Source organism: Pseudomonas sp. C2.3V (assembly GCF_058536325.1).
Window position 1 is genome coordinate 1 of the sequence record NZ_JBZUBN010000003.1, and the last position, 15652, is coordinate 15652.

The following is a 15652-nucleotide window of genomic DNA, read 5'->3' on the forward strand; positions in this document are numbered from 1 at the left end:
ATGAGAGATGTCACAAAAGAGCCTCTTTCCTCGATAGTCCTAGGTGTAGAGAACGCAGCTCAGTTATTTGCCAAGTTTTCTGCTGAAGGCAATGAGGAACTGGAGTCTCTTCGTACCTCAATCATTAGTCCCGATGAGCAAAAACAGGCTCGTATCTGGTCTATTACCGAAGCCGCCAAACTGATTGGTCGTCATCCTAACAGCCTGCGATTAAATCAGGACGTGCGTCAGAAAGATGCCCGGGGGGCATGGGTTTACTCGCTGGATGACATCAACTACTTTCGCGAAAAATATGGCACTCGCTACAAGCGGCCCGCTGGATCTCAAGCGGCCATCCTCGCGGTCAGCAATTTCAAAGGCGGAGTTGCTAAAACGACCACAACGGTGCATTTGGCACAGAAAGCCGCAATTGATGGCTTACGCGTTCTGGTAGTAGACCTCGATCCGCAGGCCTCCACGACGTTTAATCTTGGCCCGTTGATCCCGGATATGGAGCTGGGTCCTGACGACATCATTAATAATGCGATGACCAAGGATCCGCAGCTTATCAAGTCTGTGATTTGTGATTCTTACTTCCCTGGCATCCGCCTCGTCCCGTCCAATCTTCATCTCCAATCGTTAGAGTTTCTCTACACGGACCGTGAAAATGAAGACAGGCTTGGTGTCCCAGCTGAGCGACTCTCAAGAGCGCTTGAAGTGGTACGGGAGGATTACGACATCATCCTGCTTGATTGCGGCCCGAATATGGGCGCAGCTTCCTTAAACGCGATGGCTGCATGCAATGCCGTACTTATTCCGATACCGCCCAGTACTTACGACCACGCCTCCTTCGTAATGCTATCAACCACATTGACGTCTCTATTCGCCTCACTAGAAAAGAGTCTTGATTATCTTCGCATCGTTATTACCAAGCATCCCGGTAACAAAGGCTCCGCGCTTGTTGAGAATCGCATTCGTAAGCTCTACGGCGAGTACGTACTGAATAATGTCGTGAGCATGACGGCTGAAATTGAGAAGGCGAGTGCAGAAATGTCCTCTGTTTACGACCAGGTAAAAGGCAAGAACAACCGTCGCCAGTATCAGAGAGCCATCGACATCATAGACGCCGTAAACAACGAAATTATCGATGATCTCAAACTTCTCTGGAATAGACAGGCCGAAGCGGCCAAGGGAGTTGAGTGATGACTGATCACCCAATACCTGGAATTGCGGGATATTTTATCAATGACCTGAACCGCAAACGTGAGGAAAAGCGTGCTGCTGCGCAAGGCCGTATAAAGAAACCCTACGTAGACACCCAACCTGCTGACACGTCGGCGGAGCAGATTCCGGTAGAACCAGTATCAGCCAAGGAAGAACCTGCCCCGTACACTTCTGCGCCAACTGCTGCAGAGTTTTTCGAGGAAGAGGTAAGGAAGGCAGCGCCCTCCCCTTCAGTGCAAGTTTCGGCTGAACCCACCAAAGACAAATCATCCAGACAGGCTGCCAACGAAGACACTATCGTTGAGCTCGACACTGGGCTTATTGACGAGTGGGAACTGAACGACCGGCCTGTAGATGAGTTTGGTGACATAAGTGACCTGACCTTGCGCATCAACCAGCATGGTCAAATCGTCCCCATTCTTGTACGGCCTAAAAAAGGTGGCCGATACGAGCTTATCTATGGACGGCGGCGGTGGACAGCCTGTAAGGAGTTAGGGCTAAAAGTTAAAGCATTCGTTCGCAAGCTCACTGATCAAGGTGCCTATCAGGCCATGGTCAATGAAAATGCCGGACGTGAAGATATATCCAGCTGGGCGCGTGCATTGAGCTACAAGAAAGCTCTGGATATGGGTGTTTACCCTAGCCAAGCAGCCCTCGCCGCTCATCTAGGGCTTAACAAGGCCACTCTTTCAAACATCATGATCTACAACCGTATCCCAGATGAGATCGCCTCGGCAGTAGGCTCATTTGCAAAAGTAGGGATAGGAACGGTCAAGGCGATTCTTAGCCTTGCAGAAGACAAGGCCAATATCGAACACATTGTTGCCAACGCCGCACTGATTCAAAGCGGCAAAATGGCAGACAAGGCTTTGACACGAACTGTTGAGGCTGCACGCACCTCAAGTCCCTGCCCTAGCGGTACCAAATCTGTTCTTGATGCCTCCGGCAATAAACTATTTTCCATGCGCCGAACAGAACGCGGCGTCTGGAGTGTCACGTTAGCGAAAGACCTTACCCGAGACCTTTCAGAAGAAGAAGTTGAGGCCCGACTGAAGGCTGCCTTTAAATGCGAATGATTATCAACAATATAAGTTGTAGGCCTACAACCTCTTTGTTTGCGAAGAGTAGTAGGCCTTTTTCTTTAATTACGGATCAGGGTTGTAGGCCTACAACCACAGCTACTGATTCAGGTTGTAGGCCTACAACCTTTGATGAACATCGAATAGCAGGCTCACCCAAACGACCGTCCAGCGCCCCGCCAGGTAAACCAATACCACCTGGTCCGGGGCTAGAAAAGTCCTCCCCCAGAACCCGCCAACAGGCGGGTTTTTTTATGCCCGGAGAAAAGTCCATGACCCTCGCTGCTACGTCTACAGCTATAGACGCTTTGTTAAAAGACAAGGAATTTAGGCTATTAAGTGCTCCTCTTATGCGCCATGTAATCAGTACGTCTACGTTAAGTGATGGAGCAAAGGTTTTATGGTTTTCGCTCTGGGAGCTGTGCGCTTTAGAGACCGAGCGTAAACGTAAACTGACGTTAGGTTTTTTGGCTAAAAGGCTTGGTAAGTCAGTTGACTCTGTAAGACGTTACGTCAACCAGCTTCAAAGAAATGGCTATCTAGTAATTGATGAGCAATATGACGTAAACCAAAGACAGCTACCTTCCATCTATAGAGCTACTGCTCCAGCACAGGTCGTCGCGCTTATTACAAAAGAGATACCCGATCGAAAAGGTATACGTCGTGATCAAACAAGTGAATCTAAATCAAGTGACGTGGCTATAGGTGATGGGTACGTAGACAGCAGTATTATAGAAAACCCTATTCAGGTTAATGCCGTAGACGTTGGTAAAAATAATGACTGCGAACAAGTAGATCAATTACATGGCGACGACGTTAAGATTTCAGGATCAACAGTAATACGACCATGCGTCGACGTTGCGTCGACTACAGTTGAAGAAAAGGGGGATTTATCTGCCCGCGATTGCAAACTAGCCCAGCGGCTCAATGCTATTCGATCGCGAGCCAGACACCCTCATATCGCCCAAAAACAGGCAGTGAGTAAGTCTGAAGTCAATGGGTATAAACCTGAGGTGCAAAACCGAGTCGTTACACCACCGGATAGCGAAGTCTGCGCGCACAGCAGTAAAGCGGAAGAGGGTGGCAAGCCTGCACTTGATGGGGATAGCAGATTTGCGAGCCAAGAAAGTATTCCGAAGGAAGACAATAACAAAACAACAAGCGAGCCCGGGGGGCTTCGGTTCTGGATCTATCGGCAAATCAAGCAGCGAAAGGCATTCAACTCAGATCCTTGGCGATATGTAGATGAAATTGCCGTAGCGATAGAGAAAGGGAGTCTTGCCAAATTCAATTTGGCCAAAGCCATGAACATCGCCTTGAAGCTCATACGCGAGGGACGCTGGACAGCGCCCCGTTTTGTTGTTTGATGAAGCTATATCATTGATTTTGAAGCGAAGATCAAACTCTATGACCCTCATAAACGGCAACGTTTTCAAAACCTCTGGTCTACTAGCCATTGGTGAGACATCGGGTATGGATTGCCACTTCAGAATCGTCTGGCACTATGCTCGGAATATCAAAGCCAAGGAAATAGGGGAGATGGCGCATGTCTGACGATCAGCGTTCAACCTACGAGCAGAATCTGTCCTTCATCAAAGCCAATGTAGAGCGCCTGCAGCGCGGTGAGGTCTCCATCGACGAGTTGGAAACCCTGACCGCCCAGATGAACCAGGCCTTCAAGTTCTGCGAAGATCGACTGACCAGGACACGGCTTGCTGTAGCCGAGACGATGAAGCAGTCTGCGCCTGCCGCCGAGTGCTGACATGAACGCGCCAGCACCAGCGGTGCATATCTCGCTACACAGCTATCTCAAGCAGATCGAAGGGGTGATCAAACGCTCCTTTGCCGAGCATATCTGGGTTGTGGCTGAGCTGAGCGAATTCAATGTCCGCAATGGTGGTACGTGCTGGTTTACTCTGATCGAGAGCGCTGATGGCAAGGAAATCGCCAAGTGTTCGGCTGTGATGTTTGGCAGTGTCTCGAATGTGCAGCTAAGAGCCTTTGAACAGGTTACGGGATCAAAACCGCAGCCCGGCATGAAAGTGATGCTCAAGGTCTGCGCGACCCTGCATCCCCAGTATGGCTTCCAGCTCCAGGTCTATGGCATTGACCCGAACTACACACTGGGTGAAATGCACGCCAAGGTCGAGCAGATACTGGCGCGGTTAAAGGAAGAGGGCATCCATGATCGGCAAAAGGCGCTCGCAGCGCCAGCAGGCTTCTGGCGTATAGCGGTTGTCTCGCCTGATCAAGCCGCAGGGCTTGGTGACTTCCGGCGCGAAGCGGATCTGCTCGAGCGCCATGGCCTCGTAAGCTTTCACTACTACACCGCCACATTCCAGGGCGAGAAGGCTCCTGAGTCGATCAAGCAGGCCTTTCTCCAGCTCTACGAAGCACATGGCAAGGCACCCTATGACGTGGTGTGTCTGATCCGGGGAGGAGGGGCCAAGGCCGATATGGCATGGCTCAACCACTATGGGCTGGCCAAGCTGATCTGCCGCTTGCCTATCCCGGTCTTTACCGGCATCGGCCATGAGCGCGACGAGACGGTACTTGATCTGGTAGCGCATACCCGTTTCGATACGCCGTCCAAGGTCATTGGATCGATCCTGCGCCATCTCCAGCTGGAGTCCGAGGAGCTTGGTAGAAGCATTGAGCTGGCCAGGCAGCTGATCGACCAGACCCTAAGCCGGGAAGAGACCTGTCTCGTGAGCCTGCACGGGCAGTATCAGAACCTCTCCCAGCAAAAGCTAAGCAACGAGACCCTCACACTGGCTGAGCTAAGCCACTGCTATCGCCGAGGCGTGGATGACTGCCTGAACCGGCACGAGAGACAAGTGACCCTCTGGCAGGCCCAGGCGCAGTCAATGGTGCGTGAGTCACTGCAAAGCGCCAGCGATCGTCTGCACAACTATCAGGAGCGGTATCTAGCAGAGCTTCCGTCTCTCGTAGCAGAGGAAGAGCAATGTCTAGGTAATTTCCTGACGCAGTATACCTATCTGGCAGAGCGCAAGGCTGCTGATGCGGCGCAGGAACTCATGCAGGCCAGGCAAGCCTTGTCCTTGCAGCTGGACGCCCGACTGGCTGAGCAACAACGATGTGTTGATTCGCTGGCTGGGCAGTACCAGTTGGCAGCGCAGGGAAGCCTTCAGCAGGAGGAAGCCTCGCTGCAGCGCTATAAGGATCTTTATGCAGTGCTGGACCCACGAGCGATCATGGCCAAGGGGTTTGCGCTGGTGAAGCGGCAGGATGGGCAATTCGTGAGATCAGCCATTGAGGTAACTTCAGGAGATCGGATAGAGATCAGTTTCTTCGATGGGAATAAAGCGGCCATCATTCAACAATGATAAGGATAATGTGCAGCGGTTACTTTTGCGGATACGTGCTTTCCGACTAGTCTGAAATAGGATTTACCAAGCACAGGAACAATAAATGCAGAGACTTACATTGCAGGAACGCCGTGAGTGTTTTGTAAAAGCTGCTCGAAAAAGTAAATTCATAACCTTTCTTTTTGTCCTGCTAGGCGTATTCCTCCAGTTTATGAACCAGTTGGATGGCGTACCAACCACAGCGGACATGATTGAACCGCTAGCAAAAGCAATCGTCATTTTTGGCGGTATAGCTGCGTTTGCTGAATTTGGACGTATGTATATTGAGTTCCGTCTCCAAGAAGAGGCTTAAACTGGCCTTATGGACGATGCGTACACACAAAGCCGCCTTCGGGCGGTTTTTTATGCGGTTGGGTCAACTAAAAAGGTATGTCATGACATCGATATCAAGCCAAGACCATTCCAAGGTAAACACACTATTTGAGCTGATCCATCTGCTCCAGATGGCTATCAAGCTGGATGGTTTGGAAATACAGGAAGAGGAAATCGTTGACCTGATCGTCGAGATAGCCAACGAGCTGGATGAGATAAGCCCGGCGCCTTATCTCCACAATGCCCTGATTGATCCGACCCAACCGATGGAGCCCATCTGCTGGGTGACGCTTTATATGACCCTATTGCCAGCGGTAGGCCGCACGCTGGGACTCTTGACCACAGACAGTGTTGATCCCCGAGCATGGGTTAAAGACGACATGAAGCATACGCAGAATCTTGTCAGCGAGTGGTCGCGCAATGCAGAACGGGTCATGGCTGACGTCAACAATGCCATGCGTGATCAGGTTGGATTTGATGCTGAGGAACTGTCCGAGCACATGCAAAGGACAGGCGAAAGCATGGGCCAGGCTGAGGCACGGCTATACAGCCAGCGGTCAGGGTTGAAGACAGTGCATTAGGGAAGGTGGCAATGTTTTAGCTATAAAACAAAGAGCTGAAGGGCAGGCAGAAGCGATATCAATTTAACATAAGCTTTCTTATGCGAAGCTATCTTGGGTATTTGAGAATGCTACTACGTTAAGCTTTAGAAGCTTCATATATCGCAGTAACAAGCCAAACGACGCTGAAGACGCCTAGAAATACAAACAGAACCATATCATCCATATGCTACCTTTCGCGGATCGTTAAGATGAAATCCAGTGAAGCATATAAGCGCCAGCTACCACCATTGCTACACCGGCAGCGCCTGCTTTAGCAATCAGAGCCAGGCTACTTTTGGACTGCTGATGATCGATCTTGGCCAGGAACGTTTGAAATTCCTGTTCGTTCCGATACGGGCTTTTCAGCGGCTGTTGCTGCTTGTTGATCATGTTTAACCTCTTGTACCTTGTTCAGCGCAGTCATTCCAGCAAAGGAAGCTGCTGCACCCACTGCAAATACGGTTACTCACTTTCGGACAGTTATAGTCCACTCCAATGTAACCCGAGGGCATGATCAAAGTTGACTCTAAAGGTGCTCTGATCAATATAGAGTGAGCTCGATATTGAAGAAATTTGCCAGCTGGTTCAGGACCAGAATTGACGGCTTTCCCAACCATCCACAAGTCCAAGATCAGCCGTTGTCCGGCCAGCTTTAGCCAGTACAGTCATAGGTAGAGTCGCCATTAGGTGTTTGAATCGATACTTCCAATCGGAAGTCGGATCGATCTCAGCGAGCAGAGCCTGGACTACCACCGCTCGAGCAAACACCCGACCGCGGTCGTTATGAGAGGGAAACTCAGCAGTAATGGCCTTAGCATACTTTGGCGCACCTGCAGTAATCGAAGCGTTCCAGAGTCGGCCATGATGGGCACAGACATTGCGCAGCAGGGTCAAGCTTTGTAGCCAAGTTGACAACACCGATTCATCGTAGCGAAATTTGGCTGCAACCGTCTTACGGTGGTCTAGGTGTAGATCACTGAACAGACAGGACAGCTGGCCAATGGTCATTGCTTCGAGTACGGTCCAGACTGGCGGCAGGGCTGGCGTATTGTACGTCTCATAGTAGTGCTTGAGTGCCGCATTACCTTTTTCACGAAGACCCAATACCTGTTTCAAGAGATCCCGGTGTGCTTGGCCATCCGTGAAGTGAATAGCATCTTGATAGAAGTGCGGGCCACAAGCCTTGTCTAGGGCTAAGGTATTGATGATGACCGAACGAAACGCGACCTCAATACGATCAATCGCGTCTAGAAAAACCAATCGTAGACGTCGGTCAAAGTCATACAGTTGGAGAATGTCGTCGAATTGGACGGTAGCAAAGAAACGTTTCTGCGCATCTTGCAGCGGTCGCATATAGATGAGCAGCCTATGATAGCCAATGAATTCAAGGGCTTGCAGGGCTTTTGCTTTCTGTTTTCGAGTGTCTAAGCCTTTAAGTTGCAGGTGCCGCAGCAGGGCATTAGGCGACTTGGCAGGCTTGTGAAAATTGATATGCGCATGCGGCATGCCATGGCATCCTGCAGGACGTTTTTGGGAAGGAATTTGCGAAGCTAGAAATAACTAACCCCCTGGTGCGCAGTGCGGGTCCTAGGACCTGCCCGAGGCGTGGGGGCTATTCTTATAATGACTCTAACACAAGTTGATAAATTGATCAAACTTGGTTAACCCGTCCCGTTTTCGGTTACGGCAACTAGAAGCTGGCAAAGACGACCTGAGCGATGAAATCAAAAGCCAGTATCCGTAGCACACATTAAGGGCAGAACGACAACCTCAAAGCTATACCGTACGTATAGTCTAGGGCGATACTAGTCGTTAGGCACATTATGAGAATCCGACATGGAAATCGAGCGTGAGATACAGGATATGGAAGAGCAGTTGCGTCAAGCTATGCTGGCCTCCGATGTCGAGGCGCTAGATAGACTCCTGTCTCCAAGCCTCATCTTTACCAATCATCTGGGGCAATGCCTAGGCAAAGAAGCAGATCTATCAGCACATGGATCAGGTGCTCTTAGTATTTCAAGACTGGACTCTTCAGAGCAAGAAGTCCGAGTGATCGGAATCGACACGGTTGCTGTTTCTGTACGGGTCCAGATTACTGGTAGATACGCCAATCAACCTGCTAATGGAGACTTTCGCTTCACGCGTATCTGGAAACGAGTTTCAAACAAACAGTGGCAGGTTGCGGTAGCCCATGCGGGCATCATTGTCTAACAGACTCAGAAGCTAACTCACCGCTGCGGCTAGGCTAGAATTATTCCATCAACGTCGTAAGAATAAAGGGCTAGCTCAAGCCATGTGAAGGCGAATCATCTCGCGCAGCCGAGCACGAACATTGTCGTGCCTTGACTGCCTCTTGTCGATGCCGTTCATAGTTCTGCGGCTGGTCACTCTTTTTGGCCTGCTCGGCAAGCCGAAGGTGCAGGGCTTCCTTCTCATCGTATACACGTGTTGCCGTCCACATGGCCTCTTCAGCCAGCCGCTCCTGACTTTTGGAAAGCATCTCGGCGGAATAGGAGTGACCGGTGTGGCAGCGATAGTGAAACTGCCCGTTCTGCTTGATCTCATAGAGTACGCCGCGACATTCCGGGCAACCAAACGGGGAGGGAGCACCAATCGCTTCCAACCCGGGAATACCTGAGGATCGCTGCTTGGATACCTGATCTTCTGTCGCTAACCAGTCTACGTCCTGTTGCGACGGTTCGACCGCTTCGTTGGTTAGGCTTACCAGCTTTGCCGCTAACTGGTTAACGGGAAGCCAGTGATCGACATAGGTATGGTCAAGTCTGTTATTAACCATAAAGGGACTGACTGCTTCAAGCGGGTCCTGAGCCAGGGTAATCCCGCCATGGCACTTGACGGCCTCCATGCCCAGCACGCCATCTTCCATGTCACCGGGCAAGGTTACGCCTATGACATTCTCCCGAAACTCAATGGCAGCAGAACGAAACAACGGGTCTATGGAAGGCCGCTCAAAGTTTTCCTTAGGCCCATACACGATCCGGATCTTTCTGTTCTCAACAAGCATATGCCTGTCAGGCGGAGCAATCAGGATTTCACCTTGAACAATTGGGTCCAGTTCTTTTGCATAGCGGATAGGTAGTTGTGTGTGTTGGGAGAGAATATCAAGTAGCGCCTGCTCGTTGGGGCTCATGTGCACCACAACAAGTACGCCAGCCTTGATATCTGCCGGTAGCTTGGCCAGCAGCCAGTGCAGGGCGTTGAATCCTCCTGCCGAGGTGCCGATAACAATCAGCCGATCTACCGATTCCATACCGTCACCGCTTATTGGGTCTTATTATGAACCAGTATAGACCCTCGATAATCATCATCCACGGATCTCTATTTTCAGCAGAGGAGCATCTCAAGTTGAGGCCGCACCGTTTCATCGTGCCGGCTCAACGCTCTTTGCCAGTCTTAAACGATCCCTCTGATTCTCCTACTTGGGTTTGTCGGCTCTACCATTCAACATTGCCCCGTACAAAATAGGGGCCGCGCTAGACAGCAAGCCCAATCCACTTAATAAGAAGACAGGGTCTGCATATCCTAGGAACAGGCATATCACGCCAATCAGAACCATAAAAGCGCCTAGGCTAATCATCGCAGCATTCCTTAAGCGTCAATCTTTGAAAGCCATTGATATAGATGGCGGCGAAGAAAGCTAGAAATGTGCCACATTAATGGCACCCCTCCTTCAAGCTTGTCTTGCCATAGCCGATAGCTTTGCTAGCTTTAGCTTGTTTACTGAGGTGAAAAATGCAGGAAGAAGATTTCCACAGGCAGATAGTGATGGAGCTTACCCTGGGAAGGCCATTACCTAGCCTATGGGCTAAGGTTATTTCAGAAGCGAAAGGTGATAAAGCTTACGCTAAAGCCTTGTACCTACGCTATCGTATGGACAGTTTGAAGGCTTTGCATACGAGTTCACCTGATCACCCTCCCCTATCAAATGTAACTTTAAAGAGAAACTATCATCTTTATTTGTTGATCGGTACGATCCTAGTGCTCAGCATTTTCGCAAGCTGCATGGTCTTGTTGTAAGCAGAAACAGAGGCGTTTGCTCAACTACCGCCTTTGCTTTTGAGCTCTTTCATTGTCTTATGACATACCTGTATCAGGTGTTCTAATTTCCAGGGCTTGGACAAGAAAAACGAATGATCCCTTCGTGGCAGGTCAGCGCCTGCACAATAGGCAGAGGACAGGACAACATGGAGCTCCGGACAGGCACTTGCTGCAAGACGCGCCAGGTCTATGCCATTTAGACGCCCCGGCATGCAGATATCAGAAACCAGCAGTACAACCTCGTTGAGATGGTTTTGCAGGTAATCCCACCCAGCATCCGCTGTCGAAAATGAAGCAACAGAGAATCCCTCCATCTCCAAGACGTCTCTCACCAATTCACGCACCAGCTCTTCGTCTTCGCAAAGAACCGCGGTAGGAGGCGTTGCGCTGGCGGATTCCAAGGTAGGCATAAATAAGGGTCATCAAATCAGCTTCGGCAATGGATTCAAGGACTTGAGTTTAGCCAGCCTGTTCCAAATATCTGACCAGACACCTGTTTTGTATAATAATTGTCTTGAATCTTGTACAAAATGGCTAATATGTATAGCTATTTGGATACATGTTCTAAAGTTATTTTAGAAATGACAAAAAGCCAGCCATCTCCAAACTGCACAGGAAAACCATGGCAGATGTTAGCGGTTTCAACCCAAACGCTTCTTATGAGGTCCGATGTGATGGAGTCAGGTTTGCTGAGATTCATCAGAGCCGTTTTTTTGAAGGTAAAAGTCGAGACCTCCCTACAGGCGAGATACGAGAGAGCAAGCTCTTTATCAACGGAACACCTGTAGGTGTCGTGTCAGGCCTTACCATTACTCGTGTAAATGACAATGTTGTTTTTGAGCTGGTCCCTCTTCCCTGATCCTGACCTTATCCCTAGTTATTGGATTCTTTCAAAAGGTTCCGGATCTCAGCCTTTACAGCTGCCGCATCCTGAGCCGTCTCGTGCTGCCTGATCGCCCTTTCGCAATCGGTAATAATCATATTCAGAAGAGCACTGTTTGCAATGTGGCTGGGCTTAAGGCTTCGTTTCAGCAGCGTTTCACCTGACTGTGTCCTTACACAAAGCAATGTTTCATCGGCGCTTACAGGCTGAGCCTTGATTTCATAGGTATGATCGAACACCTGAACCAGGCGCTCTATATGACGTCGCAAGGGCATAATCTTTCGAATTATCAATCATCTGGCTGTTTGCCAGATAGCTTAGACCAAAGATCTGCCTGATGCCTGTCTAGCTCTGATCAACTGTGCCCCGCTGGTCAGTCTGGGCAAGAGCTTTTTGAATGAAGCCATCAACAACACCTGGTTTATTCAGCTCTTCTACCGAAAGATAGCAGGAACAGATCACGGTGCTTTCTACTGCATGATAGACCGAAAGAAGCATATGACTTTCGGCTAAAGCCTCGTACCTACAGCGCAGCGGGTACAGCTCGCGAGCAACACGTTGCATCACGACACGTAAAGGGTCACTCAAAGTGTCAATTCCAAAAGGCCTAAACATCGCTAGATCTAGCTTCGTACCGAGAGGTCGAAAACATAGAAATTTATCATTTCCGATACCCTTTCCGTACACGAAAAGATGACTGGTAAGTCGACATATTGAGATGTGCTTATCATTGAAACGATCGATAGACAAGCGGTTGGAAACCCAGACGAATAAGTGCTGGTCTTTTTATTGGGAGCAATAAGGATCTTGCCTGATCCTCTGTTAGCCGCTGCAGGTAGAGTACACCCCCAGTCCTGCAGCGGCTCTTTTTTAGCCATCCAACGGTAAACCCTATTTTCAGCCTATGCGAAGAGATGACCAGAGCGCTTAACCCAAACCACAGTAATGATTATCGAAAATATCAGATGGAGCGGCTATTTGAGCAGGCAGCTAGTTACCTGAGCAATCAGCCTTATCTTGCACAACTGCTAAACAGCCATCGGGCATCGATCATGGATGCAGAAGCGACTGCTCTGGCAAGGTTCCAGCTTGTTCTTCACGGTATCCACGAGGCGGGAGGTCTTAAAGAGGATCAGTTTGAACATCTGGCAGGGATTATCCTTGCCGGTCAGGCAGAGGGTTGGCTTATCTAGTGGTACTATCCATTCGGTAGCAAGTGGTCCTTCTGCTCTCTGTCCGCCATGCTCACGAAAAAGATGCCATTGTGCGAGGGGTTACGCACCGCCGGATCGGCATTCTAAAGTCGTGCAAGGTACCATCAAGCTTCTCTACAGGCCCAAGTAAACTACTCACGTTCAGCCATTGACACATTTTGAGACGGGTGATCATCTTGCTCGATATAACGAGGAAGGCGCTCAAGCGGGTCCTCTTTCTTCTGCCGTGATGCAAGGCGATACTGGATATCAGCCAGCCTGCGTGCGAGTTTTTTCCGGTGCGCGTGCTGTTCAAAGACTATGGCAGTCAGCGTCATAGTCAATAGCGAGACGGTGGCAAGTGAAACCAGTGTTCCAAGCCAGTAGGCATGAATGCCTTCCTGCATACCCCCGCTCACGCTTGCTTTATGGAAGTGCGCGCCAGCCATTCCCGTGTAATGCATCGCAACGATGCCAAAGCCCAGAAAAATGGAGGCGGCAAAGCGCAGCATCCAGACATGAGGCAAGGGACGTTTGAGATGAAAAGCCACACACAGTGCTGAGGTTGATGCGAGTATGGCAATCACAATGGATACGCAAAACCAGGCCGGATCATAGCTAATTGCCGGATGCATGTTGAGCGCCGCCATGCCCGTATAATGCATACCAGCAATACCACATCCCATCACCAGACCGCCCACTGCGAAATGCCTGGTCTTAAGATCCGTACGGCAGACGATTCTGAGCGCCAGGGCTGAAGCTAGCACGGCGAGTCCCAATGACAGCACGGTAGTTGAGATCTGGTAGCCAAGCTCAATTGGCAAGCTAAAGGCAAGCATCCCAATAAAATGCATTGCCCAAATGCCGCTCCCCATGGCCAGGGCGCCACAGCTCAGCCACACCCGGGCAGCCGTACCGGACGTTCCAAATACGGCAGACGCCAGTTGCAGCGCAGTGTAAGAGGTCAGCACCGCCACGATTACAGAGACCAGCACGAGAAGTGGGTCATAACTACCAGCAAGCATACGAACCACCAGAGTTTTAGACCTAAAGCTTAACGGCTGCCGTACGCCATACTGAAATCTTAGCTACGATTTTCATCGCAAAGACTTGTACGCACATCTGTTGAAATAACTATTTAGGAATTCGAGTTAATTAATAAGCTATTTAGCCGATAGTTGAACAAACGGTCTTTCTTGAAAGACGCCCCGCTGAAACTGTCATTGCCCGGATTGATAAGAAAAGGCTTCCATGAAACAAACCAATCGTCTTCGGCGTGTGTTTATTGCCTTTTCTGTGTGCTTTACGCTGGGCCTTGTTAGTGTCGTCTCGCTGCAGCTGTTCAGGAGCTATGAGGCGACCCTGCGCGCGGCTGAAACCAATGCTGCTAACCTTGTGAAATCCATGGCGCAGCATGCCTATGACACTTATGAAGATCTGGACCTGGCCAGCTATGGGATCGTCGAACGTCTTGAGTGGGATAACTTTGGCGCTGGGTTATCGGGTGAGGATGTAGCGCGGTTGAAACGACTGTTCAAACGCCAGGTTGCGCAGATGAATCAGGTGCATGGCTTCTTTGTATATGACAAGGACGGCAACTGGATCGTAACGGACAAGGATGACTATCCCGCCAGCATTAACAATAGTGATCGTGACTATTTCATTTATCACAAGACCTTTATGGATCGAGCGATACGTATTGGTACCCCTCTGCGTAGCCGCTCCACAGGTGACCTCGTCGTGCCGGTCTCGCGCCGGATCAACAACCCGGACAACAGCTTCGCGGGTGTTTTTCTTATCACGGTCAACATCGAGTACTTCAACCAGTACTATGCCGACTTTCGCCTGGGTCCAGGAGATATCATTGTTCAGGCCTTACGCAGCGGTGAGGTGATCTCACGGCTTCCTTATTCGGAAAAGAACATCAACTACAACCTCTCCAAGGGCGAGATCTATAGCAAGTACCTGCTACAAGGCCCATCAGGGGTAGCGCGCATTCGATCCGTTGTTGATGGTGTAGACCGTATCCAGGGCTATCAGGCTCTTGAGCGCTACCCTTTGGTCGTTCAGGTCGGATTCTCCCGGCAGGATGTACTGGCGCCCTGGATAACCGAGGTCATTATCTATACAGGCGGCCTGCTTGTCATGCTGGCTGTTTTATTTGCGATGGGACTGCTGGTCTTACGTTATATGCGACTGGACCGGGAGCATCAGCTCGAGCTTGCGGCCGCCTATGAGACAGTTGAAAAGCTGGCAATGGAGGATGGTCTTACCGGTCTTTCCAACCGACGTCACTTTGATGTCATGCTGCCGGTTGAGCTTAATCGAGCAAAGCGACAGGGATACCCTGTAGGGCTGATTATGCTTGATGTTGATTTCTTCAAGAAATTCAACGACCGCTACGGGCATCAGATGGGAGATCTGTGCCTGCAAGCGGTAGCGCAGGTCGTCCAGAACAGCGTACGGCGTGCAGGCGATCTGGTTGCACGTTATGGAGGAGAAGAAATAGTCATTCTCCTACCTAATACGGATGAACCGGGTACCCATCAGATCGCTGTGTCTATAGTGGAAGGTATCAGGGCGCTCAACATCGAGCATCTGGACTCTCCATTAGGACGTGTGACGGCCAGTATCGGCTACCATGTGGCCGGCTGCGATGGCTTTGCTCATAGCCCGACGGAAGCGCTTGAGCTGGCAGATCAAAACCTGTACGAGGCGAAGGGACTGGGCCGGAACAGAGTGCATCCTGCCATGTGCCATTTATAAACTTATTGTATGCCAGATGCTGAAGCTTAGGTCTCTAGTCAGACTTCTTAATCTATGCAGGGTGAGGACTTGTCCTTACCAATGCCTAGGATCGACAAGATAAAAAAGGGCACCAGTGAGCAAATGGCAATAACCTCTTTATGCTCATAATCACTGCCCTGCGCTC

Annotated in this window: 15 protein-coding genes; 10 read left to right on the plus strand and 5 right to left on the minus strand. The window is 50.2% G+C overall.

The genetic code is table 11. The annotated features are described in order from the left end of the window. From AC4LF3_RS22980 to AC4LF3_RS23010, 7 genes are all read left to right on the plus strand, one after another. Window positions 1-1182: AAA family ATPase (locus AC4LF3_RS22980; RefSeq protein ID WP_019364813.1), on the plus strand; the 1182-nt coding region annotated here is incomplete at its 5' end. Continuing rightward, on the plus strand, window positions 1182-2279 hold the full coding sequence (locus AC4LF3_RS22985; RefSeq protein ID WP_019364814.1) for a ParB/RepB/Spo0J family partition protein: 1098 nt from the start codon (window positions 1182-1184) through the stop codon (window positions 2277-2279). The genes AC4LF3_RS22980 and AC4LF3_RS22985, both read left to right, overlap by 1 nt. 275 nt (window positions 2280-2554) lie before the next feature. After that, window positions 2555-3649 carry a hypothetical protein gene (locus AC4LF3_RS22990; RefSeq protein WP_447110445.1) on the plus strand — a complete coding sequence of 365 codons (1095 nt, stop codon included), beginning with the start codon at window positions 2555-2557 and terminating at the stop codon, window positions 3647-3649. A gap of 179 nt (window positions 3650-3828) precedes the next feature. Continuing rightward, on the plus strand, window positions 3829-4044 hold the full coding sequence (locus tag AC4LF3_RS22995) for an exodeoxyribonuclease VII small subunit (RefSeq protein ID WP_019364817.1): 216 nt from the start codon (window positions 3829-3831) through the stop codon (window positions 4042-4044). 1 nt (window position 4045) lies between these two features. Continuing rightward, window positions 4046-5629, plus strand: coding sequence for an exodeoxyribonuclease VII large subunit (gene xseA, locus AC4LF3_RS23000; protein ID WP_447110446.1), 1584 nt, complete (start codon window positions 4046-4048; stop codon window positions 5627-5629). A gap of 85 nt (window positions 5630-5714) precedes the next feature. Further along, complete coding sequence (locus AC4LF3_RS23005) at window positions 5715-5963, plus strand: hypothetical protein (RefSeq protein WP_447110447.1); 249 nt, start codon at window positions 5715-5717, stop codon at window positions 5961-5963. 82 nt (window positions 5964-6045) lie between these two features. Then, window positions 6046-6564, plus strand: a complete 519-nt coding sequence (locus AC4LF3_RS23010; protein ID WP_447110448.1) for a hypothetical protein — start codon at window positions 6046-6048, stop codon at window positions 6562-6564. Between the two features lie 225 nt (window positions 6565-6789). Here the strand turns inward: AC4LF3_RS23010 and AC4LF3_RS23015 are convergent, their stop codons facing one another. Both AC4LF3_RS23015 and AC4LF3_RS23020 read right to left on the minus strand, forming a co-directional pair. Next, the gene (locus AC4LF3_RS23015; protein ID WP_073450821.1) at window positions 6790-6975 is read right to left on the minus strand and encodes a hypothetical protein; all 186 of its coding nucleotides are present in this window, start codon (window positions 6973-6975) and stop codon (window positions 6790-6792) included. Between the two features lie 195 nt (window positions 6976-7170). Continuing rightward, a complete protein-coding gene (locus tag AC4LF3_RS23020; RefSeq protein ID WP_073450820.1) occupies window positions 7171-8091 on the minus strand; it encodes an Abi family protein in 921 nt (306 codons plus the stop codon). A 330-nt stretch (window positions 8092-8421) separates the two neighbouring features. Here AC4LF3_RS23020 and AC4LF3_RS23025 point away from each other — a divergent pair, with 330 nt between their 5' ends. Then, a complete protein-coding gene (locus tag AC4LF3_RS23025; RefSeq protein WP_073450819.1) occupies window positions 8422-8796 on the plus strand; it encodes a nuclear transport factor 2 family protein in 375 nt (124 codons plus the stop codon). 70 nt (window positions 8797-8866) lie between these two features. On the opposite strand, the gene AC4LF3_RS23030 is transcribed toward AC4LF3_RS23025, so the two are convergent. Together AC4LF3_RS23030 and AC4LF3_RS23035 are read right to left on the minus strand one after the other, a co-directional pair. Further along, complete coding sequence (locus AC4LF3_RS23030; protein ID WP_491836861.1) at window positions 8867-9856, minus strand: chemotaxis protein CheB; 990 nt, start codon at window positions 9854-9856, stop codon at window positions 8867-8869. Between the two features lie 787 nt (window positions 9857-10643). Further along, window positions 10644-11054 carry a response regulator gene (locus tag AC4LF3_RS23035; protein ID WP_073450816.1) on the minus strand — a complete coding sequence of 137 codons (411 nt, stop codon included), beginning with the start codon at window positions 11052-11054 and terminating at the stop codon, window positions 10644-10646. Between the two features lie 1387 nt (window positions 11055-12441). Here AC4LF3_RS23035 and AC4LF3_RS23040 point away from each other — a divergent pair. Further along, window positions 12442-12720 (plus strand): hypothetical protein, encoded by a 279-nt coding sequence (locus AC4LF3_RS23040; protein ID WP_139272300.1) that lies wholly within the window; start codon window positions 12442-12444, stop codon window positions 12718-12720. Window positions 12721-12872: 152 nt separating this feature from the next. On the opposite strand, the gene AC4LF3_RS23045 is transcribed toward AC4LF3_RS23040, so the two are convergent. Then, window positions 12873-13745: an MHYT domain-containing protein gene (locus tag AC4LF3_RS23045; RefSeq protein WP_125913095.1), complete on the minus strand. Its 873-nt coding sequence runs from the start codon at window positions 13743-13745 to the stop codon at window positions 12873-12875. A gap of 226 nt (window positions 13746-13971) precedes the next feature. Here AC4LF3_RS23045 and AC4LF3_RS23050 point away from each other — a divergent pair, with 226 nt between their 5' ends. Next, window positions 13972-15486 carry a sensor domain-containing diguanylate cyclase gene (locus tag AC4LF3_RS23050; protein WP_073450810.1) on the plus strand — a complete coding sequence of 505 codons (1515 nt, stop codon included), beginning with the start codon at window positions 13972-13974 and terminating at the stop codon, window positions 15484-15486. Window positions 15487-15652 lie beyond the last annotated feature (166 nt).

Coding starts and splice junctions, on each gene's coding strand:
- AC4LF3_RS22995 (WP_019364817.1), top strand. CDS start 3,829: ATGTCTGACGATCAGCGTTCAACCTACGAGCAGAATCTGTCCTTCATC.
- AC4LF3_RS23035 (WP_073450816.1), bottom strand. CDS start 11,054: ATGCCTACCTTGGAATCCGCCAGCGCAACGCCTCCTACCGCGGTTCTT.
- xseA (WP_447110446.1), top strand. CDS start 4,046: ATGAACGCGCCAGCACCAGCGGTGCATATCTCGCTACACAGCTATCTC.
- AC4LF3_RS23015 (WP_073450821.1), bottom strand. CDS start 6,975: ATGATCAACAAGCAGCAACAGCCGCTGAAAAGCCCGTATCGGAACGAA.
- AC4LF3_RS23025 (WP_073450819.1), top strand. CDS start 8,422: ATGGAAATCGAGCGTGAGATACAGGATATGGAAGAGCAGTTGCGTCAA.
- AC4LF3_RS22985 (WP_019364814.1), top strand. CDS start 1,182: ATGACTGATCACCCAATACCTGGAATTGCGGGATATTTTATCAATGAC.
- AC4LF3_RS23010 (WP_447110448.1), top strand. CDS start 6,046: ATGACATCGATATCAAGCCAAGACCATTCCAAGGTAAACACACTATTT.
- AC4LF3_RS23030 (WP_491836861.1), bottom strand. CDS start 9,856: ATGGAATCGGTAGATCGGCTGATTGTTATCGGCACCTCGGCAGGAGGA.
- AC4LF3_RS23045 (WP_125913095.1), bottom strand. CDS start 13,745: ATGCTTGCTGGTAGTTATGACCCACTTCTCGTGCTGGTCTCTGTAATC.
- AC4LF3_RS23040 (WP_139272300.1), top strand. CDS start 12,442: ATGACCAGAGCGCTTAACCCAAACCACAGTAATGATTATCGAAAATAT.
- AC4LF3_RS23020 (WP_073450820.1), bottom strand. CDS start 8,091: ATGCCGCATGCGCATATCAATTTTCACAAGCCTGCCAAGTCGCCTAAT.
- AC4LF3_RS23050 (WP_073450810.1), top strand. CDS start 13,972: ATGAAACAAACCAATCGTCTTCGGCGTGTGTTTATTGCCTTTTCTGTG.
- AC4LF3_RS22990 (WP_447110445.1), top strand. CDS start 2,555: ATGACCCTCGCTGCTACGTCTACAGCTATAGACGCTTTGTTAAAAGAC.
- AC4LF3_RS23005 (WP_447110447.1), top strand. CDS start 5,715: ATGCAGAGACTTACATTGCAGGAACGCCGTGAGTGTTTTGTAAAAGCT.